We start from the raw sequence: 23,600 nt of genomic DNA, 5'->3' as shown, positions 1-23,600 counted from the left end.
TCCTCAGGAGGGAAAAAGTAATGGGAATTATTGCGGTAAGAATCGATGAAAGACTTATTCACGGCCAAGTAGCCAATCTGTGGACTACAAAGCTTCAAGCATCAAGAATTATGGTAGTTGATAACGAAATTATAAAAAATGATATTCAAAAAACAGCCTTGAAGTTAGCTAAACCAGCCGGGGTCAACTTGAGTATCCTCGGTACAGCCAAGTCTTCTGCAAATATTAATAACGGAAAATATGATTCTCAAAAAGTATTCTTAGTCGTTAAGAAACCAGAAACACTTGTGGAAATGGTTGAAAATGGCGTTAAGTTCGACACAGTCAATGTTGGTAACATGTCACAAAAAGACAATACTCAACATTTGACACATTCAATCAATGTAACTGATGAAGATTTTGCAGCCTTTCAAAAGTTAATTGATGCAGGGGTAAAAATCACTGCACAAATGGTACCCAATGATGATGCAAAAGATTTCGCTGCAGTTTTAAAAGATTATAAAAAATAGCAATTAATGGGGGAAGAAACAATGGAATTTACGATTGTCCAAATACTGCTCTTAACGGCATATTCTATGTATAACATTTATGATGAATTGCAAATGAACTCTTCATTGAGTCAACCAGTTTGGGCCGGAATGATTTCTGGCTTGATCATGGGGGACATGAAAACTGGTTTGATCATCGGTGCCGCTCTTCAATTGACAGTTCTTGGAGTTGGTACTTTCGGTGGTGCTTCTAAAATCGATGCTAACTCAGGTACTGTTTTAGCTACAGCTTTCTCAATTGGTACTGGTATGAAGGCTGCTACAGCCATCGCCGCTATCGGTGTACCGGTTGCTGCTTTATTAACTTCATTTGATATTTTGGCAAGATTTGCTAATACATATTTCCAACACAAAGTTGATAAAGATATTGAAAACTTCAACTATAAAGGAATTGAAAGACATTCAATTATGGGTGTTTTACCTTGGACATTATCACGTGGTATCCCAGTCTTTCTAGCCTTAGCATTAGGTCAAGGTGTTGTTAAGACAATGGTTACTTACTTAAACGGTGACTTACAATGGTTAAACACAGGTTTACAAACAGCTGGTGCAACACTTCCAGCCGTAGGTTTTGCGATTTTACTTCACTACTTACCAGTTAAAAAACATATTGCTTACTTAATTTTAGGATTCACTATTACAGCTTTACTATCAACATTATTTACAAGTATTCAAACAATTGGTGCAGGAGTTGGTGCTGTTAATAAAGCTTTCACAGCTTCATTCAATGGTCTACCAATGTTAGCTATCGCCTTGATTGGTGGTTCACTAGCATATCTTCAATATAAGAGATCCATGGCCAAAATTTCAACTCCAAGTGCAACAGCAGAAGTTCAAGAAGAAACTGATGGGGAGATAGACGGTGATGAAGAAGAATAACGAATACGAATTAACAAAACAAGATTTCAAACAAATCAACAAACGTAGCTTGTTCGGTTTCCAAATGGGTTGGAATTATGAAAGAATGCAAGGTTCAGGTTACTTGTACACAATCTTGCCACAACTAAGAAAAATTTATGGTGACGGAACACCAGAACTTAAAGAAGCAATGAGAACTCATAACCAGTTCTTCAACACTAGTAACTTCTTTAACACAATTGTTACTGGTATCGACTTAGCGATTGAAGGAAAAGAAGGCGTTGATTCACTTGATACTGTAGCCGGTGTTAAAACTGGTCTGATGGGACCGTTTGCCGCAATTGGTGATTCATTGTTTGCTGCTTTGATTCCTACAATCATGGGTGCTATCGCTGCTACTATGGCAAGTCAAGGTAACCCAATTGGATTGTTCCTTTGGTTGGCAGTTAACATTGCTATTATGGTTTTCCGTTGGAAGCAATTGCACTTTGCTTATAAGACAGGTACAAAATTGGTTTCTGAAATGCAAGGTCAATTGAACGCTTTAACTGATGCTGCAACATTACTTGGTGTCTTCATTGTTGGAGCTTTGATTGTAAGCATGATCAATATTCAAGTCCCATTAGTTGCTCAATTAGGTAAAGTTTCCTTACCAGTTCAAAACAATATCGACATGATTCTTCCTAAGTTAGTTCCAGCTGCTGTTGTAGGACTTGTTTACTGGCTACTTGGTAAGAAAGGTATGACTTCAACTAAAGTCATCTTTATCGTAATTATTTTTGCAGTTGCTTTATCAGCAATTGGTGTACTTGGCAAAATCTAGGAGGATTTAAATTATGGCATTAATCTTGATGAGTCATGGGGACATGGCAGTTGAAACTTTGAAATCCGCAGAATTGATTGTGGGACAACTGCCAGAGACTGTTGCTTTAGGTCTTCATGAATCCGATGGACCAGATACTTTGAAAGCAAAAGTAGTTTCTGAAATTGAAAAATATTATCAAAAAGAACCAATTTATTTGTTAGTTGACCTACTCGGAGGAACTCCAGGCAACGTCGCTGTTAATTTAACTCAAGACTATCCAGAATTACATGTGATTTCTGGTTTGAATTTACCAATGGTCCTCAATTATGCCAATCAAATGTTTATCGGTGAAGAAATCAAAATCGCCGATATTATGAACGAAGGTAAAGCCGGAATTGTCGATGTTAATGCCTTTATTAATGCCGATGCAAGTGAGGATGATGAGGATGAATAATCCGTATCGTTATACTTTGAGATTAGCTGTTGATAAGAGTATTTATAATGAGGAAAAGAAGCAGAGAATGATTGATTTTGTCAAAAAAGCTCAAATTCAAGATGTAGCTTTTTTCCTTAATCAAGAAGAGTTGTCAGATACGCATATAACTTTGGACAAAGCTAGGGAGCTGATTAAAGACGTTGAAACAATCAGTCAGCCCTTAAAAGATATGGGTATACAAATCAGTCTTAACCCCTGGACAACTTTAAATCATTCTGATCGGGGAATTGCTTTAAAACCGAAATTAAATATTTTACCGATGGTCAATTATCAAGGCCAAAAAAGCCTCTCTATGGCTTGTCCAGGAAATGTTTCTTGGGCCGAGTATATCAGTGATGTTTATGCGATTTGGGCTAGTATTCATCCCAACGAATTATGGTTAGAAGATGACTTTAGACATTATAAGAACGCACCCTTCAAACTAGGTTGTTTCTGCGAAAAGCATATGCAGCAATACAACGAACACTTACAAACCGCTTTGTCTAGAGAAGAATTTGTCGCCAAAATGTTTACTGGTGGGAAAAATAAATATCGAGATACTTACTTAAAAGTTGCTCGTGAAGAAATATTTAAAGTTGCAGAGTTAATTGAACAAAAGGTTCATCAAGTTTCACCAACGACAACTTTAGGTTTAATGAGTTCTTGGCCTGAAGTACATGCTTTAGAAGGTAGAGATTGGCAAACATTATTGGACAGATTGAGTGGTGAAAATACGCCAGCTGTTTCTAGACCACATTTGCCCGCTTACAATGAAGTGAGTCCTCAACAATACGCTCGAGATTTTGAAAAATATACTGTTGCAACTCGAACAGAGATTGGACCCAAGCATAAGATTTATCCTGAAATGGAAAGTTTCCTGTATTCACCCTATGCTAAATCAAATAAATTTACGCGATTTCAATTGGATACTACTAGTTTAGTCCGAGGCGATGGTGTTTTATTAAATATGTTTAGCATGATGGGTGATGGGATCAATCCGACTTATCACTATGATGAATTGTTAGCTAAGAGTAAAGATTTTCTAGATTTTCTCTATCGTGAGGGAATTGACATTGAAGTTCGTGATGGAATCGTCGTGCCGATGAATCAAGATGTTGTGGAAACTAAATTTGATGAAGATGGTACTTTGGAAGGCTTGATGGCATCTCAAACTCAGTGGTTAGAAATTTTATCGACTTTAGGATTCGCTACTAAGCCGCTGAATTTTGTTGGCCAAGAAATCAAAAATAAGTGTGTGGCAATTACCGGTAATTTTTTGAATACTTTGTCGGATGATCAAATTAAGCTCATTTTTGGGCATAATTTTATCCTGTTGGATGGGGATGCCGTGGTAGTTTTAGCTCTTCGTAAATTGTTGGACTTAATCAATGCAGAAAGTATTGAAGTTTTAAAAAACCGTTCGGGAAAACAGTCGTTTGAACAATTTGATAATGCCACTATTTCGGGAATCAAAAATCCTAGAATTACTATGCTGACACATACGGGCGACTATGTAAAAATCAATTACCGTTCTTATGAAACTGTCCATTCGACTGCGTATGACCGATTTGGTAAAAAAATTGGTCCAGTGACCGTGAATGATGATTGTTTTTATATTTTGCCAATGACCGATTCGAGAAAATACGGTTGGCAAGCACAGTACACGGATATTCGTGAGGGCGACTTGAAGAAATTCTTTGAGGAACAATTGAGTACGCCACATTTAGTTGAAATGTATAACTGTAAAATGATCATTGATGAAAATCAGTCGAAAATGATCATTAGTAACTGGTCGCTCGATTCACTTACAAGAATAAATTTCTTCTTAAAAGATCGTGAAATCAATCATGTTCGCGTGACATATCGAAATGAGTCTGGGCAAGTTCAAAGTGAAACTTTAGAGACCTCTTTGGACAAACGAGGCATTTATCACATTGATTTCACCGTCAAAGAATTGGCAGTTATTCACATTCAATTTTTAGATTAAATAAATAGAGAAGGGATATATTCGAATCATGTTTACTAAAACAAACCAAGAACTAGAAAAAATGGGAGCTAAGATTACAACTCGCGAAATTCAACAACAACCAGTTTTATGGCAAGAAGCATTTGACAATTATGTAGCTAAAAAGTCTGATATTGATAGATTTTTAGAAGAAATCTTGATGAAGTTTCCCGATCAAAAGATCAGAGTTATTTTCACAGGAGCAGGGACTTCAGCTTATGTTGGAGATACGTTGAAGCCATATTTAAATCGTGTTGGGGCTATTTCTCGCTTTGTTTTTGATAGTCTTCCAACTACGGATATTGTCTCTGCTCCACTAGATAATTTAAAAAAAGAAGAACCAACAATTTTAGTTTCATTTGCTAGAAGTGGAAACTCGCCTGAAAGTGTTGCAGCAGTTGAATTGGCCGAGAAGTTAGTTGATAACTTGTATCAAATCACGATAACTTGTTCATCAGAAGGACACTTGGCTAAAAAAGCTGAAACTGAAGCTGATAATCTTCTACTTCTACAACCAGCCTTATCAAATGACAAAGGTTTTGCAATGACCGGAAGTTTCTCCTGTATGACACTGACGGCTGCTTTGATTTTTGATACTAGTGCTGAAACTAAAAAGGCTGGTTGGATCAAAACAATCATCACTATGGGTCAAGAAGTGATCAGTCGTGAAAGTGAAATTCAAACTTTAGTTAACCTTGATTTTGACCGCATCACTTATCTAGGTAGTGGTTCATTGTCAGGTTTGACTCGAGAGGCTCAATTGAAAGTACTTGAACTAACTGCCGGTAAATTGACAACAATTTTTGATTCATCAATGGGCTTTCGTCATGGTCCTAAATCATACGTCAACGATAAGACAATCGTCTTTGATTTTCTCAGCAATGATAAATATACCCGTCAATATGACGTTGATATTTTGGAAGAAATCAAAGCTGATGAAATTTGCGTCAAAGTTGTCGGAGTTGGCACAAGTAGTGATAATAATTTCTCAGGTGATAATTTCTTCATTAAAGCTGGAGATAGTAAATTACCAGAAATTTATCAAGCTTTACCAGATGTAATTTTTGCTCAAACCTTTGCTTTGATGAACTCAATTAAAGTCAACAACACCCCTGATACACCATCAGCAACGGGGACAGTTAATCGAGTTGTCAAAGGTGTTACGATTCATGATTATGAATAATTAAACGATAGGAGCTGAGACGAGTGTTTCGGCTCTTATTTTTTGAAAAAATAAAAAGGAAAAATAAGGTAGAGGTAATATGTCATATTTTATTCACGCAAAGAAGTTTTTCTTAAAAAATGCAACTGAGAATGGAGGTTATCTGGAAGTCACGGATGACGGCAAGTTTGGACGCTTTTTTAGTGTTGATGAAGCTAAGCCAGAAGGAAAGATAGTTGACTATGCAGATAGTTTCATTGCTCCAGGTTTAGTTGACACGCACATTCACGGGCTTTGTGGTCATGATGTGATGGACAATGATTTTGATAAATTAAATGAAATGTCAGAAGGATTGTTAAAAGCTGGGGTAACTTCTTGGTTGCCAACAACTTTAACTGCTTCACATGACCAATTATTGAGTATTTGCCAAACAATTGGCGATAATTATCAAAAAGTCACTGGTAGTAAGATTCGTGGAATCCATTTTGAAGGACCTTTTTATACAGAGAAGCATAAAGGAGCACAAAATCCTAAATATTTCCGTGATCCTGATGTATCTGAATTTAAAGATTGGCAAAACGCTGCCCATGGGATGATCAAGAAAATTTCAATTGCCCCAGAGAGAAAAGGTTCAGTTGAATTTACCAAAGAAGTTTCTCGTGAAACGGCTGTTTATCTAGGACACAGTGATGCTACTTTTGAACAAGCTAAAGCCTGTGTTGAAGCTGGTGCGAGTGGATTTACGCATACTTATAACGGTATGAGTGGGTTAAATCACCGTCTGCCAGGGATGGTCGGAGCTGCTTTGTCCATGAAGTTGGTTGACGATGAGTTGATCTGCGATGGACATCACGTAAATCCATACGCAGCCCGAACTGTGATCGAAAAGAAAACCCCAGAACACGTTGCCTTGATTACGGACTGTATGCAAGCAGGATTGATGCCTGATGGCGACTATATTTTAGGAGAGTTGCCTGTAATTGTTGAAAATGGAACTGCCAGATTGACCGATGCCTCGCACAGTTTAGCCGGCTCAGTCTTGTTATTAAAAGATGCCATAAAAAACGTGGTTGACTGGAACATTGCCACTCCAGAACAAGCAATCGAAATGGCGACCCATACAGCTGCCAGATGTTCAAGAATTGCTGATCAGTGTGGTGTGATAGCTGACGGATACGATGCTGACTTTATCGTTTTAAATGGAGATATGAGTTTGTCAGAAACATATCTCGACGGAATTTCCCGTTACAAAGCTTAAACGTGGACCCACTGGTTTTTGGGTGAAGCAACTTCCTTTAAAAACGAGAATGAGAAAATGATGAAATTTAAATTTTCTGCAGTCAGGATGTTTTGATGGTCTTAGACAACATAAAGAATCTAACAAAATAAATTGAGACTAAAAAAAGTTGTACTAAAGGGAAAACTCCCAGTAGTACAACTTTTTTATTTTTTTCAAGATTAAGCGATACCCATAAGCTGCCAAAGTGGAACGCAAACGAGTAAGCCAATAATGTTTAAAAGCATGTAGCCAATTGATGATTTAGCCATTGCACCACGTGAAGCCATACTGTCGTTGACGGCAGCACTACCAGTCAAAATAGGAGCGTTCATGTAAGACAATAACCAAACGTTAACACTGGTTGTAACGATGATAGCGATAATTGCAGGGCTGAAACTCATTTGTGAAAAGAATGGTAGCAAGCCGATTGTGATCAAAGTACCAGTTGAAATCAAGGAAACAACGACGAACTTGCAGAGGTAAATGATGATTGGCAAAACGATCACCGTAATGTATAAGTTGTCGATGATTGGTGAAATTGCTGGAGCCAAAATTTTTCTTAACCAAGTAGTTAAACCAGCTGATTGCATGACGTTACCTAAAGCCATAACGGTACCGATGAAGATAATTGTGTTCCAACTCAAACGAGTCTTGAAATCTTCGGGTGTTAAAACTTTTAAAGCGACTAAGACACTGACACCGATAATGGCAGTTACAGCGGCGGGGATGTGGAAAATTGATTCTAAAATCCAAAAGACGATGGCAATTAAAATTACGCCAGCAGTGATTTTTTCATCGCGTGACATCGGACCTAATTCTTGCAGTTGCTTATTGATGAAATCCCGAGAAACAGGTTTATCATCTTTAGGTTTGAACAAAAAATTCAATAGGAAGTAGCCACCGACTAAGATGACGATTGTCCAAGGAATCATCATTAAAAACCAGTTGCTCCAAGTTAATTGAGCTTGAGCTTTGGAAGGCAATAGTCCTTTAAAAGCGTAATTTTGAGCTGTAGCACTCAAGAAACTTGCTTCAGTTACGAAGAAGCCCCATAAAGCAGCTAGAAAGATTCCGGAACTGCCTTTGCCAAAAGGTTTGTAGCCTAGAGCGTTACTGATACCTTTGGCAATTGGGGTACTCATAGCAGTTTTAGGGTGAGCACTAGGAATCATTGGAGCAATAATTGTGCCGGCAGTGAAGAGTGCTAGTGATTGGCCTCTAAAATTAGCCGGGAAGAAGGTCATAATTTTCAAAGCGATACGTTTGATCAGACCAGTTTTAGTAGCAGCCGCACCTAAGCCAAGTCCACCGATGATGATCCACATAGTAGTAGTGGAGAAGATTTGGTAGGCGACTTCAAATTTGACCGCTCCCAAAACGACCCAAGAAGATAGCATGAGTAAACCAGTTGCAAAACTGGGAATAACGTTAAAAATCCAGAAAATATTTGCAGTAACTAATGATGCTAAAACGACCATACCTGCATGAGTTAATCCTTGTGGAGTCGGGATGAAAAAGGCGATGGCAACTCCTAAGATAATTCCAACTATGCCGGCTATTAACTTTTTATGTCTCATAATAGGCGACCTCATTTTTTATTTTTGTAGGATTTCTTGGTTAACTGGGAATTCAGGAACTTTACCATTTGAAAAGTCGATGATAGCCTGAGCAGCACCTAAACCGAGTGCCTGGTTAGCTTCGATAGTCGTTCCAGCCATATGACTAGTCAAAATTGTGTTCTTGCTTGTGAAGAGTGGGTTATCAGGAGCTGGAGGTTCAGGATTGAAGGAATCAATGGCAGCACCAGCGATAACGTCATTATTTAAAGCATCAGCTAAGTCATCTTCGTTGATGATCCCCCCACGAGCTGAGTTGATGATGAAGGCTGTCTTTTTCATTGATTGCAATTGTTTTTCAGCAATCATATTTTTAGTTTCGTCAGTCAAAGGCATGTTAATGGAAAGAAAATCAGCGATCGGATAAATGTCTTCTAACTTCTCATAAAGTTTTACTGGTGAATCTTTCAAATATGGATCGTAGCCAACGACATTCATACCAAAGACTTGAGCTAATTTAACTAATTCTTGGCCAATCTTACCAAGTCCTAAAATAGCTAAAGTCTTGCCTCTTAGTTCGTTACCATTCAATGAGAATTGAGTTGAGAAACCAGGTAGTGAACCGATGGCAGCTAGTTCATCTTTTTTCTCGTGAATCAATTTATTAGAAGTTAAAACTTTACGACTGAGCAATAACATGGTTGTCATTACGTATTCAGCAACCGCAAAAGCATTGGCACCATTGACCTTGGCTACTAAAATATTTTTCTTAGTAGCTTCGTTTACGTCAACGTTGTTGATACCAGTACCATTACGAGAAATAATTTTCAATTGTTCACCAGCATCGATGACTTCAGCAGGAAGTTGTGATGAACGCATGATCACTGCATAAGCATCCTTGATTTCTTTTTTCATCGTTTCAACGTCAGTTCCAGCAGAAACGTGAACATCGAAGCCGTTATCTTTCAAAAGTTGAATTCCTTTATCGTCAATTTTTTCACTCAACAAAACTTTTTTCATAAGTTGAATCCTCCCAATTTAAGTTCGTTACTGATGTCACTAAATTTGTTTTCAGGAATAATTATAGTTAATATTTTCACTATCTTACAGTCACGAAATGGACACCAGGTGAACCAATTATTACATACAAAATGATAATATTGAGGTTAATATGCCAACTATCAATCTTTGACGAAGAAAAAATGTCATAAATAAGTCCAAATAGTTCACCAGGGGTAAATAATTGGACTGTGAATTAGTGAAAATTATAACTACAATGAATTTGAAAATAGTTGCACAAAGTAAATGAATGGAGGAAAAATAATGAAGATTGTTAGTGTTGATATTATGAAGGTTCCAAGTGCAGATCCTAGTTTCAGTGGAAACGGTCAAGGTTCTAAGGAAGATTGGTGTCCACTAGTAATCAGAATCAACACTGATACTGACATTTGCGGTTTTGGTGAAGCTGGCCTGGCTTATGGAAAAGGTTGGCGTGGTGGCTTCGGGATGTTACAAGACTTTAGTGAAGTCATTATTGGTGAAGACCCCTTAAATATTGAAAAAATTTGGGATAAGCTTTTCAATACGACTTATTGGGGCATTGCCGGAGGTGTTGTAGTCAATGCAGCTATTAGTGCCATTGATATTGCACTTTGGGATATCAAAGGAAAATACTACAACACACCAACTTATGAAATTCTCGGCGGCAAAACTAACGATCATTTACGTGCTTATGCCAGTCAATTGCAATACAACTGGGGTGAACACATCGATAAATTAAAGTTGATCACGCCACAGGATTATGCCGAGGTAACGAAAAAAGTTATGTCTGAAGGCTATGATGCTTTGAAGTTTGATCCAATCATGTTGAGTGACCAACCTGATGGCGGTGGAACTTGGCATACTAAAGGAACTGTTTCGCAGCACGTCATTAAGGTGGCTTATGATCGAGTTAAAGCAATGCGTGATGTTGCTGGAGATGACTTAGATATCATTATTGATATGCACGCTAACTCTGATACGACTTCAGCGATAAAGATAGGTCAAGCGTTAGAAGATTTGAATATTCTTTATTATGAAGAACCAGTCAACACTCTTAATCCAGATAATACTTTGGAAGTTTCTCAACACGTTAACATTCCAATCGCTGCAGGTGAGCGAGTATTTACTCGTTGGGGCTTTAGAAAATTCTTTGAAGACCGTTCAATCAAAGTAGCTCAACCAGACCTTTGTTTGGCCGGGGGAATTTCCGAAGCTAAGAAGATTTGTGATATGGCTTATACGTATGACATCAACGCTCAAGTTCATGTTTGTGGAGGACCAATTGCGATTGCGGCCGCTTTACAAGTTGAAGCCGTTATTCCTAATTTCTTGATTCACGAAGTTTACCAACGAGCCATCAACGCAAAAGACCGGGCAACTTGCAAATATGATGATTACCAACCAGTCAACGGCTTTATCGATATTCCTGATCGACCAGGAATCGGCCAAGAATTGAAGCCAGAAGTCATTGCTAAATGTAAGAAAGTAACTATTAAATAACGGAGGCTTTTAAAATGAAGGATAAATTTATTTTAGGCGGTTATACAGAAGATAGTTATACGCCACACAATCAATCAGAAGGTATGTATGTCGCTACACTAGATACTAAGAAAAAGCAGATCACCGATATCAGTTTGTTGGCCAAAGTCGATAATCCCGCTTTTTTGAATTATTCAGCTACCGACGGTAAGATTGCGACAGTCTTGACGCGAAATGGTGATCAAGGTGGAGTCGGAATTGTTGATGCCAAGATGGGAAAATTGGTTTCAGCCAGTTATTTACCAAAGAAACACGGCTCATATGAAGCTTATGATGCAGCCAAGAATTTATATTTCTGGAATGAATTACCATATACCGTTCCTTCATACATCTCAATCGACAGCGAACACAAAGTTTTGTTTGCCGCAAATTACAATACTAATGCCATTCATACTTTTAAAATGAATGACGATTATGAAATTGTCGGCAGTCACACTTATCCAATCGAGGGTCACGGCCCATTAGTTGAACAAGATCACGCCCACATTCACTTTGCTAGAGAATTGCCAGATGGCAGATTGATGGTTTGTGGGTTAGGTTGTGACAAGTTATTCATTTTTGATGTTAACTTTGATACTGCCGAATTGACTTTGAAGTCAGCCTTTGAAACTAAACCTGGCTTTGGACCTCGTCAACTAGCTATCGCTAAAAAGACTAATTACGTCTATGTTTTAGGTGAGTTATCCAGTCGAGTTGGCGTAGTTGAATATCATCCAGAAACTGGTAAGTTGGAACGAATCGCTGATTATTCCAATATTCCTGAAGGCTACGTGGGTCACAGTGGTTCCGCTGCAATTAGATTGTCACCAGATGAAAAATTCTTGTACATCTCTAATCGAGGTCACGATTCACTAACGGTTTACAAAGTTTTGGATGGTGGAAAACACTTGGAAAAGATTCAGAATATTAAAACTGAAGGTATTTTCCCACGTGATTTCAGTATTAGTAAGAACGGGGATTTCTTACTCTGCGCCAATCAAAATACCAACGACCTAATTCTTTTTGAACGTGATACTAAGTATGGATATTTACGGATTGCTCAAAAAGATATCAAACACGATGCTTGTGTGCGGGTGCTTGAAGCGACTGATTTTTTGGCAAAATAAAAAGGCTGAAATCATTAAGATTCCATCCTTTTTAAATCAGCAACTAAGTTTACCAATGAAGGATTTTTGTTGTTAGGATTGTAAAGAAACGCCGAAGCATAGTACTTGTTGACTTTATCAGTGATTTTTAGAAACTTGATCATCGGATTTTGTGCACGTTCCTTATTTAAAAACGGACTTGGGTAAAAGCCGATTCCGTTGTTGGATGCGACCATCATATCACGCTGCTCTAATGAAGAGACCCGATTGATCTGTTCAGGATTCAAAAAGCCGTTGAATTTGTCGAGAAAGACTTCTCTTAAGTAGTACGATTCAGATGAACTGTAGTAAAGGACTTTCATATTATTTATCTCATCTAAACTCACTGAATCTTGCTTACTTAGAGGATTGTTGATACTGACGCCAACCATTAATTCACCTTCAGCTAATTTAATCATTTTGGTATTTTTATAATCGATTTTTTCACGAGTTAGATTATAAAATGGCGTTACGGCAAAATCGAGACTGTCGTGTTCGAGTAAATGAATCAAGCGGATGCCGCTTTCTTCCTTAACCTCTAATTTAATATCAGGATATTTTTTAGTGAAGGGTGCGATGACGGTTTCTAAAATCACAGTTTGATTGAGGGATGAAAAACCGATTCGTAAAGTTGGTGTTGGTGCTTCATTGATAGTTTGTAATTTTGTCACGGAATCGTTGTAAGTATTGACGATATCTTGGGCTGTGACGACAAACTGATTACCAGCTTTATTCAACTGAGTACTGTTCTTTTGCCGTTCAAACAATTGAACCCCTAATTCATTTTCAATCTGATCCATTTGTTTTGAAACAGCTCGTGGAGATAGGAAGAGTTTTTCAGCTGCGGCTTTAAAACTACCGTTTCTTGCGACTGATAAAAAAGTTTTTAGTCGGTTTATTTCCATTATTTCAATCCCCTTCACATTGCGTTAATACCAATATTATACATGAATAATAAATTTCAAGATTAATTTAAAAGGAGAACAATTATGACTATTCCAAAAATTGAAAAAATGGATGTATATCCAGTTGCAGGTTATGACAGCATGCTCTTAAATCTATCCGGAGCCCATGGCCCATATTTCACAAGAAACATTGTCATTTTAACAACTGATGAAGGCCAAGTTGGTGTTGGTGAAGTACCTGGTGGACAAAAGATCACCGATACATTGAACCAGGCCAAAAAATTGGTGATTGGACAATCCATCGGCGAGTACAAAGCTGTTTTACTAAAAATTAAAGAAGACTTCTCGTACTTGGATAAGGGTGGCCGTGGACAACAAACCTTTGACCAAAGAATCATGGTTCACGCTTTAACTGCGATTGAAACTGCCTTTTTGGATCTATTAGGAAAACATCTCCACGTGCCAGTTGCTGCTCTTTTGGGTGACGGTCAACAACGTGAAAAAGTCGGTGTTTTAGGTTACTTATTTTATGTCGGGGATGCAAGTAAGACGGATATGCCATACTTAACTGACGATGACAATTCTAGTGACTGGGGCAAACTTCGTCGAAAACCTGCCATGGATCCTGAATCAATCGTCAAATTGGCCAAGGCTGCTTACGATAAATATGGCTTCAAGACTTTCAAGTTAAAGGGTGGTGTCTTTGATGGTGAAGAAGAAGTTGCCGCCATTAAAGCACTACACGAAGCTTTCCCAGATGCTAAGCTTGACCTTGATCCAAACGGTGCTTGGTCATTGAAACAAGCTGTTCACTACGCTGACGAATTGAAAGGAATTTTGCACTATATTGAAGATCCATGTGGTGGTGAAGATGGCTTCTCAGGTCGTGAAATCTTGTCTGAGTTCCAACAAATCACTCATATGCCAACAGCAACGAACATGGTTGATACTGACTGGCGTCAAATGTCTCATGCGATTGCTTTGAACGCCGTTTCAATTCCACTAGCCGATCCACACTTCTGGACAATGGAAGGTGCTGTTCGAGTAGCTCAATTGTGCAACGAGTTCAATTTGAATTGGGGAGTACATTCAAACAACCACTTTGATATCTCACTAGCAATGGTTGCCAATGCTGCTGCCGCTGCTCCGGGACGTGTTTATGACGTTGATACTCACTGGATTTGGCAAGATGGTCAAAACCTCACCAAGAATCCATATAAAATTGAAAATGGCCAATTGACAGTTCCTAAGACAAACGAAGGACTAGGAGTAGAAATTGACCTTGAAAAGATCAAACAAGCTAACGAATTGTACGTTGAAAAGAACCTCGGTGCCCGTGATGACGCTAAAGCTATGCAATTCTTGATTCCAAATTGGAAGTTTGATCCTAAGAAACCTTCTATGGTTAGGTAAAGAGCGGGACATAACATGGTCAGCTTTCGAACATTAAGGCAAATATCCCCGGGTAATTGAAGTTCTTTGATTACCCGGGGATATTTGTTTTAAGCGGAAAAAGCTATGTTATGTTCCGCTTTTATGCTGCAAATTTAGGAGTGAAAAGTAGTTATGTCTCAAACTTTTTTGGTGAAAGTCATAAATTTTTTCGTAATGTTTATCATACCTATTTAAGTTAGTTAATTTTATTGAGCAATTCAATCGACAAAAGTCATTGACGAGGATATTATAATATAGTTATTAACCAAAAAGGTTAAGGTGATCACTTGGAAATTTATGGAAATACACGTAAATTATCAAAGATAATTTCTTCTGAGAAACTCATAATAAAGCAGTATGGAAAAATGGTTGGGGCTAAATTAATGCAAAGAATTTCAGAATTTCGAGCTACTGATAGCTTGTCTGAAATTAGTCATTTACCACCCCCGAGATTACATTCTTTGGGTGGTGATAGAAATGGTGAATTTGCAGTTTCCTTAACAGGTAATGAGAGATTGGTATTTAAGGGCTTAGATATTAATAATGAATTTACTTCAAATAAATCTCAAGTGGTTAAAATATATATATTGGAGGTTGTTGACTATCATGGCAATTGAATTATTTAAAGTACAACCGGATTATGCAACCAAACCAGGAGCGATATTAAAGGAAACCATCAGTGATTTAGGAATGACACAAGTTGAGGTCGCAAGACGTTTGGAAATAACACCTAAACATTTATCAGAGATAATTAATGGAAAAGCTCCTATAAATGTCAAACTGGCAACAAAATTAGAGTTTATTTTTAACTTACCAGCTAAATTTTGGTTAAATTTAGAAACTAACTATGCCACTAACAGAGAAAGAATAAAACATGATAATGATTTAGTGAATCAAAGTGAATGGATTAGTAAATTTAATTATGCAGAATTAGCAAATAAAGGATTTGTACCAAAGACAAGAAAACCGTCTGAGAAGCTTAACAATCTATTAAAGTTTTTCAGATTTCCAAATTTTGAGACATTAAAAAATAATTTAGAAAATGATGTCCTATTGAATGGAGCATATCGAATTACTCGTAAACAAGGCAAAATTGATAAGTATGCCCTTTCTGCGTGGATACAGCAAGGGACTAAAGAAGCTGAAAGAATTAAGACTAATGAGTTTAATAGAAATCTGGCAAAAGAATCTGTAGATGAATTTCGAAAGCTAGTTATTGAAGATGATCCCAAAATTTTTGTTCCTAAAATGATTGATATTGCCAAGAAATTTGGTGTGGCAGTGGTTTTTGTACCTGAAATCAAGGGCAGCCGAGTCAGTGGATTGACAAGATGGATGACACCATATCATAAAGCGATAATTCAATTAAGTTTAAGATATAAAACCAATGATGCTTTGTGGTTTACTTTTTTTCATGAGCTTGCACATATAATTTTGCATAAAAAAGAAATGTTCATCAATGGTTATTCAGATGCTGATAAGGAAGAGGAAGCAAATGATTGGGCAGCTAATGTTTTAATTCCGAAAGATAATTGGAACAATTTTATATCAGAAACAAATAATTTCTCGAAAACTAATATAATTAATTTTGCTGATAGCATTTGTATTCATCCGGGAATAGTAGTCGGAAGACTTCAGCGGGAAAAAATAATACCATATAATAGATTTAATCACTGTAAGATTTTTTACAAATGGAATATTTAAAAAAGGAACCACACAATTTAATTGTTGTGTGATTCCTTTTTTAGTGGATCAATAAAGTTACAAAGTTATAAAATAATTTCAAACCATAAAGAATAATAACCGCCCCGCAAACCATGTTAATGATGCGCAAAACTCGGGCATTGAATTTATCCTTGAATTTGGCAATGACCAAATTTAAGCCAATAAACCAAGTCAGTGAAGCCAAAGCAACTCCGCTGATAAAAATTGAGTAACCACTCACTGGCAATGTGACTTGAAAAGCCCCCAACATCAATGAGCCATCGATAATTGCTTGTGGATTGAACCAGATCATGACAAAAGCCGTCGAAATGGTTTTAAACATCGTCAATTCAGTATCTTTACTGCCGATTTCCGTTGTTTCCGCGCGCAGTAAGTTGGTACCCATGTAGATGACAATCAAGCTCCCGAAAAGCAAAATTGCCAATTTCAGCCATTCGAACCGCTTCATGATGGCCCCAATACCAAAGAAGCAAGCCACAGATAAAGCAATATCGAAGAATGCTACAAAAAAAGCCGCGACGTACGAACGTTTGCGTGATTGCGTTAATGCATTGTTGATGACAAATAAGTTTGCCAAACCAATAGGCGCCTCAATAGCGAATCCCATAGTCAAACCCTGTAGAAAGATACTCATACTCAAATCCCCTCATTAATCCATTTATAATTTGGACACAATGATGATTATTATATAAGTATTTTTGGGGTTAGTCACTGGATAGGGGGAAAAAGAGGACGTTTATTTTTTAATACCAAAATATATTTAAACAGGCTCTTGAAAAAATAATATCTAATTTGGTTATAAATGAGTGAATACTTACTACCGTGTACTATACTTAATGGATAATTGATAACGATAACAAAAGGATAGGTAAATTAAAAATGGGATTAGAGAATTTTGAAAACTATCTAAAAGAAAATGATGAAGTTAAGTGTTTTATAGTTGATTCAAGTTCGAAAGAGAATCACGCTGACATTGATTTTGTTCAGTATAGCTGGAATCAAGCTCAAAATAACAAGATAGAAGAAAATGATCTTTTTATCTATCGTAGATCACAAAAAGCCTCAGAAATTAGTGGACAGTTTTATTTTTTTGGCGCAGGAAGATTTGGTCAGATTATATCGGTTGATGCTGACACTAAAAATGTTTTGTCAAAGATTGAAATGCCGTATAGATTTCCAGAAAAAATTCTAAAGGATGATATGGAAGGTGAGGATTGGGAATTTAGAAATAGGCCGGACTCCTGGCAGTATTCTTTTAACATGTATGGTATTACGCAAGTGAGTCGTAAGGATTTTTTGAAGATTCTTGATTTGGAAAGGTACTTGAATAGATAACACACACAGTTAATGTATCTTGATGTATTGTACTATAATAAATTTTATTGGATCATAAGAATATATAAATACTTTCCTTAAAATTTAATGAGGAATAGGGGGAATATATATTGGGTATAATTAATTCAAATTTTGAAACGATGGATAAATATTTAATGGAAAAATATTACATTCCTGACTATCAAAGAGAATATTCCTGGGATCAGGAGCAATTGGATGATTTTTGGATAGACCTTAATCAAATTGTAGATAAAGAAATGGATCAACATTTCTTTGGTCAAGTAGTAATTCATAGCAATAATGGCGGGAAAGAAAAATATATAATTGATGGGCAGCAAAGAACGATAACATCTATTATATTCTTAGCCCTTATTCGAAATATGTTAAGAAGTTTGAAAAAAGCTGATGGATCTGAATATCAAGACGCAGAAGATGACGCGTCAGATATACAAGTGAAATATATTGGAAGGATTTCAGAAACCAAAGATAGACGCCAATTAATACTAAGTAAAATGGACAGAGATTTTTTCAAAAATTATATACAATCACAAAACTTAAATAAGAGAATGGATTCTTTTGATAGTAAGATACCTTCTAATAAAAGAATTAAGGTTGCATATGAGTTTCTTGAAAGAAAGATGGAAGACAAAGTCGCAAAGGCTAATGATGTGACTGAGAAATATAATATTATTAGCGATTATAAGGATTGTTTTATAAATAAATTTAAAGTAATGCACGTAGAAACGGATGATATTAATGAAGCATTTGTTATATTTGAAACTTTAAATGATAGAGGAAAGAGTCTTGAAACGGCGGATTTATTAAAGAATCATATTTTTAGATCAGCTGGAAATAATTTAGATAGTGTGAAAAATGAATGGCTAGAAATAGTTGAGAATTTAGAAGATATTGATGTTACTAAATATATTAGATATTACTGGAATTCAAGGTTTGGATTTGCTCGAAAGAAAGATTTATATAAATTATTGAGAGCCAAAATAACTAACTCAAACGAAGCAAAAAATATATGTGATGATTTGTATTCATTATCGTCATGTTATGTGAGTTTAGTGAAACCAAATGAAGGGGACTATTTTTCTAAGGAGATAAAGGAAATATTAAAAAATATTTCCACATTAAATGCAACATCGTTCTATCCAATTGTTTTATCAATTGTTTCAAGAGAAATATCTGATACAGATACTTTAAAAATATTAAAGGCAATTGAAATTTTAGTTTTGAGAAATTTTGTTGTTTCCGGATTAGTTGCAAACAAATATGAAATGAAATTTTCTGAAATAGCACGGAATATTTTTGCTGAAAAAATAACCCCAAATGAGGCAGTAAAAAAGATTGCTGAATTAATAATAGATGATGATGAATTTAAAAATAATTTCTCAACATTTACAGTAAAAAATTCGCCTGTAATCAGATACTTATTGAAAAATATTAATAATTATCAATATACTGGTGAGATGATTGTAAATAGCGATAATGCAAAAGTTAATATTGAACATATACTTCCTAAAAAATTTGAAAAATGGGGATTAGATTCGGAGGAAGCTGAACCGTATGTTTGGAGATTAGGAAACTTAACGTTGTTGAGTGGGAGATATAACAGAAGAATTTCTAATGATACTTTTGATAAAAAAAAGAAGATTTATAAAAGTTCAGAAATTAAAATGACTAGAGATTTAACTAAAATTGATAACTGGAATTATTCTGAAATTGATAAGCGTCAAAAAGAAATGAGTGTAATTGCAGTCAAGATCTGGAATATTTCTAAAGTAAATAAGCAATGAAAGTATTTATTAGAAGAATTGCAGGTAATAAAAAAGCAGCACGGATTCCTTGCCGCTTTTTTTGTTATCCTTCAGTCAAAAAATGATACAATCCCAAATCCAATTCATGTTCCAAACGAAGAGTAAATTCAACTAGTTTGGTTGGTTTGCCGTCGATATTCTCTTCTACGATATCTTTTGCAGCGAGAATCTTTGCTGAACCCAGGTAGTAGAAATCTTTGCCATCAATTCTATTGTTGTTGGATTTTCTTACGAATAGTTGGATCATCCCGAAACCTTTGTGTTCTAGAATTTCACTTTCAGTTGTACTGGAAGTAGAACGTCCGCTTTTAGAAAACAGCGGTAAGGTTGAGCGGTCTAGGAAGGTATTTTTGTAGACTATCTTATTTTGAATTTTCTCAGTTTTCTTCAAGGAGATGAAGACTGGTAGGAAACGACCATCTTCTCTTAGTCCGTAACCACCAATATTAATGTAGTTGGGTTCGTGTTTCCAGTTCAACATTTTGATAATATCTGAACGGAAATACTTTTCGCCGATGGTGAATCGATTGCGGTAGATTGCTGGATTTTGTTGGACGTCGAAGAGTTTTGCATCCAGGGCGTCTTCAAAATATTTTTTAAACGTTGTTGACTGCAACATTTGCTTGAATTCTGAAGTGAATTGCCAGTTATTGTTTGCGTGATTGGTTAATGAGATATGACCGTATTTCTTTTGTTTTACTTTGGAGAAATAGGTGAAGTCTAGCACAGAAGCTACATTAGTCAGAGTTTCTTCATCGCAAAAAATATTTTTGGCTTGAAGTGAGGATAGAATTTGCTTGTCGGTTAAGCGGTCCTTGGTCAATAATTTTTTCAAAATCCACGCTTCAACTGGGCGTTTGGAGACGGTGATCTCTGCGGAGATGAATTTTAGATATGAATGTTGTTCTTTAGTAAGTGATTTTGATTGGTCGGGTTCAAATTTATTTTGCATATCGTAAATAGTTTTGAATTTCTCGATAACATCGAGTACATCAACGCTGCCTTTTTGAGCAAAGTCCAATAACATTGGTGAACGTTGACCGATTTTTTCTTTAAGACTTTGATAAGCGGCTTTGAAGCGATTCATGTCATTTAAGCGAGCCCTTGAAACGGCGTCTAGGATACGATTGCGGGCGACTTCTTCAAAATTGATTGTAGAAACTCCCGAGATTTTTGGACTGACAATTTGTTTGATAATCTTCTCTTTGTTACTGGTATGTGTGCGGTCAAAAGCCATTGGAATCAAATAATTTTCATCGTAATTACCAATGAAGTCTAACACGGTAACAAAATCTTTATGGGGAAATTTGCGGAGTCCGCGTCCTAATTGTTGAAGAAAGATGATGCTGGATTTTGTAGGTCGCATCATAATGATTTGATTGAGAATCGGGATGTCGACACCTTCGTTAAAAATATCGACAGTTATGATGTATTGCAATTTGCCTTCGGTTAATTTTCGAACAGCTTGTTCACGAGTCTCAACTGTATCTTTAGCCGAAACAAATTGGGCATTGATACCTTTATTGGTAAGCTTAGCAGCCAGTTCCTGTCCTTCAACGATTCGGCTAACAAAAATCAAACCATGTACGTCCGCATTTCTTGGACCATAATAATTAGTTTTGTCGATAATATAGTTGACCCGCTCGTCGGATACTAAGTGTTTCAAGCTAGTTTTGTCGTCGATAACTTCACCGTTTTTCTCGTAATCAGTCACGCCAATGTAGTGAAAGGGAACAAGCAAATTGTTGTCTAATGAATCAAGTAATGAAATTTCATAAGCTAAGTGATAATCGAAATATTTGTAAACGTTGGTTCCGTCAGTTCGTTCAGGAGTAGCGGTCATTCCAAGCATAAATTCAGGCTTGTAAAAATTCATCAAGCGCTGATACATTGACTCTTTTTCACCCAACTGATTTTGGCTAACACGGTGAGCTTCGTCGATGATAATGTAGTCAAAAGCTTGTGCTCCCAGTTGTTCACGAATAGACTTTTTCGAAACCATATTGACCGTCGCAAAGATAAAGCGTGCGGTCATTTCTTTTTGATTACCACTGAGGATTCCGTAATCACTGTCGGGACCACCTAAAACTTCTTTAAAACTGGCCATAGCTTTACGCAAAATCTGTTCGCGGTGAACTACAAATAATAATCTTTTCGGTTGAAATTGCTGAACATCAAAAGCGGCTAAATAAGTTTTACCAGTTCCAGTAGCCGCAACGACTAAACCTTTTTTAGCATGTTCTTGATTGCGTAGCTCTTTCAAAGCTTCTAGTGCAGATTGTTGCATCTGGTTAGGCACAATTTTGTTCGATTTATTATTTTTCTTAGCTCGAAAAGTTGAATAATTTGGCTGCCAATCTTTGGCATAATCGTCGATCCACGAGTGTGTTAAGGGAGTAGCTTGTTGCCAAAGTTGAGCTAGTTTATTTTTGATGTCTTGAATCACGTCACCACGTTCGGTTGAAGTGATTCGTAAATTCCATTCAAAATTCTTTTTTAGTGCATTTTGAGTTAAATTAGAGCTACCAATTAAGGCACTTTCGAAATCTTGGTGCTTAAAATAATAAGCTTTCGTATGAAATCCTGCTTGCTCCAAAACTCTAACATCAAGATTAGGAATTTGTAATAAGTCTTCAAATACCTTAGGATTGTTGAAACCTAAGTAAGTTGAAGTGATAAGTTTTCCACGGACACCATGAATTGCCAAATCAGATAAAGTGCTTTTCAAATCTAGTAAGCCACCCAAAGTTATGAAGGCGACTGCAATTGTAAATGATTTGGAATTTCTCAACTCATCTTCTAGAGTGTCGAGGACTGTTCCATTTTGGTTAGTAATCAAGGCGGGTTGATAGCGAGCTAATGATTGTGTTGAATTGTCGATAAAACCAAAGTTGAGTCCTTGGCTGATTTCAAAATCCGTGTCCATTTGTTTCACTTCCGATTAGTAATTGTTCTAGACAAGTATATCAGAAGCATGATGTACAATGAAAAATAGAGGAAGTGAATTCTATGAGTCAAAATGAAAACTCCCAAACTAATTATTTCATCATCGATTCCAGCTCCAGTGTCGAACATAACGATGTAGATTTTAAATATTACAGCTATCAAAACCGCAACAACAACCAGCTCCACGAAGGCGACCGGATAATTTATCGTCGTTCAGGCAGTGCTTCAGAATGGGGCAATGAGTTTTATTTGTATGGAGCTGGTGAATTTGGCGAAATTGTTGGACAAGACCCAAGAACTGGCAACGATATTGTGACAATAAAGCAGCCTTATCTCTTCTCACATCGACTGATGAAACAAAATCTCCGCACCTTTGATTGGACTTTTCGTAAGTTCAAAGGTAAGTGGTCGAATTTCTTCAACATGAATGGCATTACCCAAATAAATAAAAAAGATTATTTCGGATTATTAAATCGCCAAGTCGAGATGTCTAATTTGCCGAAACTTTCTGAAAAGGAAGAGGAGATTGCCGTGAAGTGTTACCAGGCGGAGAAAAATGAACTCTACTTTATCAATGATGAAGTCAAAGGGGTCAAAACTTATGACGCTGTTCAAAAATTTTTTGCGGACAAAGTGAAATTCAACTACCGTTATAAATCCGCCGTTGCAGGACCAGTAAATGAAGATGAACTCGTTGCTACCAGAATAGTACCTTGGGCGGCAAACAAGGAGATTCGTCTCGACCCACGTAACGGTATCTGTTTCACAAAAAAACTTGCTCAAGCTTTTACAGAAGGTTATTTTACCTTCAATGATAACGGTCATATCGTTATATCGTCGATCAGTTCGCCAGACAGTAAAATCAATAAATTATTAGATAAATATAAAAATAGAAAAATTCACATGAATTACCAATATTCTCCTAATAAGAAATATTTACAGTACCATCGGGAACACATTTTCCTAAAATAACCCTATTGACGAAAAACGTAGTTGCTTGTATTATATGTTCAACAACTTTTAATTAAGTCCAGTGAGAC

General features: G+C 36.6%; 20 protein-coding genes. 15 read left to right on the top strand and 5 right to left on the bottom strand.

Annotated elements, in window-relative coordinates:
• Window positions 1-20 precede the first annotated feature (20 nt).
• From U8521_RS09440 to nagA, 7 genes are all read left to right on the top strand, one after another.
• The gene (locus U8521_RS09440) at window positions 21-509 is read left to right on the top strand and encodes a PTS sugar transporter subunit IIB (RefSeq protein ID WP_334352547.1); all 489 of its coding nucleotides are present in this window, start codon (window positions 21-23) and stop codon (window positions 507-509) included.
• A gap of 21 nt (window positions 510-530) precedes the next feature.
• Complete coding sequence (locus U8521_RS09435; RefSeq protein WP_334352546.1) at window positions 531-1,427, top strand: PTS mannose/fructose/sorbose/N-acetylgalactosamine transporter subunit IIC; 897 nt, start codon at window positions 531-533, stop codon at window positions 1,425-1,427.
• Window positions 1,414-2,229 carry a PTS system mannose/fructose/sorbose family transporter subunit IID gene (locus tag U8521_RS09430; protein ID WP_334352545.1) on the top strand — a complete coding sequence of 272 codons (816 nt, stop codon included), beginning with the start codon at window positions 1,414-1,416 and terminating at the stop codon, window positions 2,227-2,229. Before U8521_RS09435 ends, U8521_RS09430 begins: the two co-directional genes overlap by 14 nt.
• 13 nt (window positions 2,230-2,242) lie before the next feature.
• Window positions 2,243-2,665: a PTS sugar transporter subunit IIA gene (locus U8521_RS09425; protein ID WP_334352544.1), complete on the top strand. Its 423-nt coding sequence runs from the start codon at window positions 2,243-2,245 to the stop codon at window positions 2,663-2,665.
• Entirely contained in the window at window positions 2,658-4,673 is a 2,016-nt protein-coding gene (locus tag U8521_RS09420; RefSeq protein ID WP_334352543.1) for a hypothetical protein, read from the top strand. The genes U8521_RS09425 and U8521_RS09420 overlap by 8 nt, the downstream gene beginning before the upstream one ends.
• Window positions 4,674-4,701: 28 nt before the next feature.
• Entirely contained in the window at window positions 4,702-5,874 is a 1,173-nt protein-coding gene (locus U8521_RS09415) for an SIS domain-containing protein (protein ID WP_334352542.1), read from the top strand.
• Between the two features lie 79 nt (window positions 5,875-5,953).
• Window positions 5,954-7,111 carry an N-acetylglucosamine-6-phosphate deacetylase gene (nagA, locus tag U8521_RS09410; RefSeq protein ID WP_334352541.1) on the top strand — a complete coding sequence of 386 codons (1,158 nt, stop codon included), beginning with the start codon at window positions 5,954-5,956 and terminating at the stop codon, window positions 7,109-7,111.
• A 200-nt stretch (window positions 7,112-7,311) separates the two neighbouring features.
• On the opposite strand, the gene U8521_RS09405 is transcribed toward nagA, so the two are convergent.
• Window positions 7,312-8,709, bottom strand: a complete 1,398-nt coding sequence (locus tag U8521_RS09405; protein ID WP_334352540.1) for an SLC13 family permease — start codon at window positions 8,707-8,709, stop codon at window positions 7,312-7,314.
• Window positions 8,710-8,727: 18 nt separating this feature from the next.
• Window positions 8,728-9,708, bottom strand: a complete 981-nt coding sequence (locus U8521_RS09400; RefSeq protein ID WP_334352539.1) for a hydroxyacid dehydrogenase — start codon at window positions 9,706-9,708, stop codon at window positions 8,728-8,730.
• Between the two features lie 303 nt (window positions 9,709-10,011).
• Between U8521_RS09400 and U8521_RS09395 the strand changes: the two genes are divergently transcribed.
• Window positions 10,012-11,229 (top strand): mandelate racemase/muconate lactonizing enzyme family protein, encoded by a 1,218-nt coding sequence (locus U8521_RS09395; protein WP_334352538.1) that lies wholly within the window; start codon window positions 10,012-10,014, stop codon window positions 11,227-11,229.
• Between the two features lie 14 nt (window positions 11,230-11,243).
• On the top strand, window positions 11,244-12,374 hold the full coding sequence (locus tag U8521_RS09390) for a lactonase family protein (RefSeq protein ID WP_334352537.1): 1,131 nt from the start codon (window positions 11,244-11,246) through the stop codon (window positions 12,372-12,374).
• Between the two features lie 14 nt (window positions 12,375-12,388).
• On the opposite strand, the gene U8521_RS09385 is transcribed toward U8521_RS09390, so the two are convergent.
• The gene (locus U8521_RS09385) at window positions 12,389-13,297 is read right to left on the bottom strand and encodes a LysR family transcriptional regulator (protein ID WP_334352536.1); all 909 of its coding nucleotides are present in this window, start codon (window positions 13,295-13,297) and stop codon (window positions 12,389-12,391) included.
• An 84-nt stretch (window positions 13,298-13,381) separates the two neighbouring features.
• On the opposite strand from U8521_RS09385, the gene U8521_RS09380 reads away from it, so the two are divergent.
• The 3 genes from U8521_RS09380 (at window position 13,382) to U8521_RS09370 (ending at window position 16,435) form a co-directional block, all read left to right on the top strand.
• The gene (locus tag U8521_RS09380; protein ID WP_334352535.1) at window positions 13,382-14,710 is read left to right on the top strand and encodes an enolase C-terminal domain-like protein; all 1,329 of its coding nucleotides are present in this window, start codon (window positions 13,382-13,384) and stop codon (window positions 14,708-14,710) included.
• 308 nt (window positions 14,711-15,018) lie between these two features.
• On the top strand, window positions 15,019-15,348 hold the full coding sequence (locus U8521_RS09375; RefSeq protein WP_334352534.1) for a plasmid maintenance system killer protein: 330 nt from the start codon (window positions 15,019-15,021) through the stop codon (window positions 15,346-15,348).
• On the top strand, window positions 15,338-16,435 hold the full coding sequence (locus tag U8521_RS09370; protein ID WP_334352533.1) for a HigA family addiction module antitoxin: 1,098 nt from the start codon (window positions 15,338-15,340) through the stop codon (window positions 16,433-16,435). Before U8521_RS09375 ends, U8521_RS09370 begins: the two co-directional genes overlap by 11 nt.
• Before the next feature lie 40 nt (window positions 16,436-16,475).
• On the opposite strand, the gene U8521_RS09365 is transcribed toward U8521_RS09370, so the two are convergent.
• Complete coding sequence (locus tag U8521_RS09365) at window positions 16,476-17,090, bottom strand: LysE/ArgO family amino acid transporter (protein WP_334333629.1); 615 nt, start codon at window positions 17,088-17,090, stop codon at window positions 16,476-16,478.
• 245 nt (window positions 17,091-17,335) lie between these two features.
• Here U8521_RS09365 and U8521_RS09360 point away from each other — a divergent pair, with 245 nt between their 5' ends.
• Together U8521_RS09360 and U8521_RS09355 are read left to right on the top strand one after the other, a co-directional pair.
• Window positions 17,336-17,791, top strand: a complete 456-nt coding sequence (locus U8521_RS09360; RefSeq protein ID WP_334352532.1) for a hypothetical protein — start codon at window positions 17,336-17,338, stop codon at window positions 17,789-17,791.
• Window positions 17,792-17,901: 110 nt separating this feature from the next.
• On the top strand, window positions 17,902-19,593 hold the full coding sequence (locus tag U8521_RS09355) for a DUF262 domain-containing protein (protein WP_334352531.1): 1,692 nt from the start codon (window positions 17,902-17,904) through the stop codon (window positions 19,591-19,593).
• A gap of 64 nt (window positions 19,594-19,657) precedes the next feature.
• On the opposite strand, the gene U8521_RS09350 is transcribed toward U8521_RS09355, so the two are convergent.
• On the bottom strand, window positions 19,658-22,540 hold the full coding sequence (locus U8521_RS09350; RefSeq protein WP_334352530.1) for a DEAD/DEAH box helicase: 2,883 nt from the start codon (window positions 22,538-22,540) through the stop codon (window positions 19,658-19,660).
• Window positions 22,541-22,623: 83 nt separating this feature from the next.
• On the opposite strand from U8521_RS09350, the gene U8521_RS09345 reads away from it, so the two are divergent.
• Window positions 22,624-23,532 (top strand): hypothetical protein, encoded by a 909-nt coding sequence (locus U8521_RS09345; RefSeq protein ID WP_334352529.1) that lies wholly within the window; start codon window positions 22,624-22,626, stop codon window positions 23,530-23,532.
• The last annotated feature ends 68 nt before the right edge of the window (window positions 23,533-23,600 follow it).

It is taken from the genome of Companilactobacillus miaonis (genome assembly GCF_036913615.1).
In the GTDB taxonomy this organism is placed as follows: domain Bacteria; phylum Bacillota; class Bacilli; order Lactobacillales; family Lactobacillaceae; genus Companilactobacillus.
Note: the sequence above shows the minus strand (reverse complement) of the source record. Positions and strands in the feature narration are given on the sequence as shown.

Excerpts from the sequence above, each read along its gene's own strand:
- U8521_RS09440 (WP_334352547.1), top strand. The coding sequence starts at position 21 with ATGGGAATTATTGCGGTAAGAATCGATGAAAGACTTATTCACGGCCAA.
- U8521_RS09435 (WP_334352546.1), top strand. The coding sequence starts at position 531 with ATGGAATTTACGATTGTCCAAATACTGCTCTTAACGGCATATTCTATG.
- U8521_RS09430 (WP_334352545.1), top strand. The coding sequence starts at position 1,414 with ATGAAGAAGAATAACGAATACGAATTAACAAAACAAGATTTCAAACAA.
- U8521_RS09425 (WP_334352544.1), top strand. The coding sequence starts at position 2,243 with ATGGCATTAATCTTGATGAGTCATGGGGACATGGCAGTTGAAACTTTG.
- U8521_RS09420 (WP_334352543.1), top strand. The coding sequence starts at position 2,658 with ATGAATAATCCGTATCGTTATACTTTGAGATTAGCTGTTGATAAGAGT.
- U8521_RS09415 (WP_334352542.1), top strand. The coding sequence starts at position 4,702 with ATGTTTACTAAAACAAACCAAGAACTAGAAAAAATGGGAGCTAAGATT.
- nagA (WP_334352541.1), top strand. The coding sequence starts at position 5,954 with ATGTCATATTTTATTCACGCAAAGAAGTTTTTCTTAAAAAATGCAACT.
- U8521_RS09405 (WP_334352540.1), bottom strand. The coding sequence starts at position 8,709 with ATGAGACATAAAAAGTTAATAGCCGGCATAGTTGGAATTATCTTAGGA.
- U8521_RS09400 (WP_334352539.1), bottom strand. The coding sequence starts at position 9,708 with ATGAAAAAAGTTTTGTTGAGTGAAAAAATTGACGATAAAGGAATTCAA.
- U8521_RS09395 (WP_334352538.1), top strand. The coding sequence starts at position 10,012 with ATGAAGATTGTTAGTGTTGATATTATGAAGGTTCCAAGTGCAGATCCT.
- U8521_RS09390 (WP_334352537.1), top strand. The coding sequence starts at position 11,244 with ATGAAGGATAAATTTATTTTAGGCGGTTATACAGAAGATAGTTATACG.
- U8521_RS09385 (WP_334352536.1), bottom strand. The coding sequence starts at position 13,297 with ATGGAAATAAACCGACTAAAAACTTTTTTATCAGTCGCAAGAAACGGT.
- U8521_RS09380 (WP_334352535.1), top strand. The coding sequence starts at position 13,382 with ATGACTATTCCAAAAATTGAAAAAATGGATGTATATCCAGTTGCAGGT.
- U8521_RS09370 (WP_334352533.1), top strand. The coding sequence starts at position 15,338 with ATGGCAATTGAATTATTTAAAGTACAACCGGATTATGCAACCAAACCA.
- U8521_RS09365 (WP_334333629.1), bottom strand. The coding sequence starts at position 17,090 with ATGAGTATCTTTCTACAGGGTTTGACTATGGGATTCGCTATTGAGGCG.
- U8521_RS09360 (WP_334352532.1), top strand. The coding sequence starts at position 17,336 with ATGGGATTAGAGAATTTTGAAAACTATCTAAAAGAAAATGATGAAGTT.
- U8521_RS09350 (WP_334352530.1), bottom strand. The coding sequence starts at position 22,540 with ATGGACACGGATTTTGAAATCAGCCAAGGACTCAACTTTGGTTTTATC.
- U8521_RS09345 (WP_334352529.1), top strand. The coding sequence starts at position 22,624 with ATGAGTCAAAATGAAAACTCCCAAACTAATTATTTCATCATCGATTCC.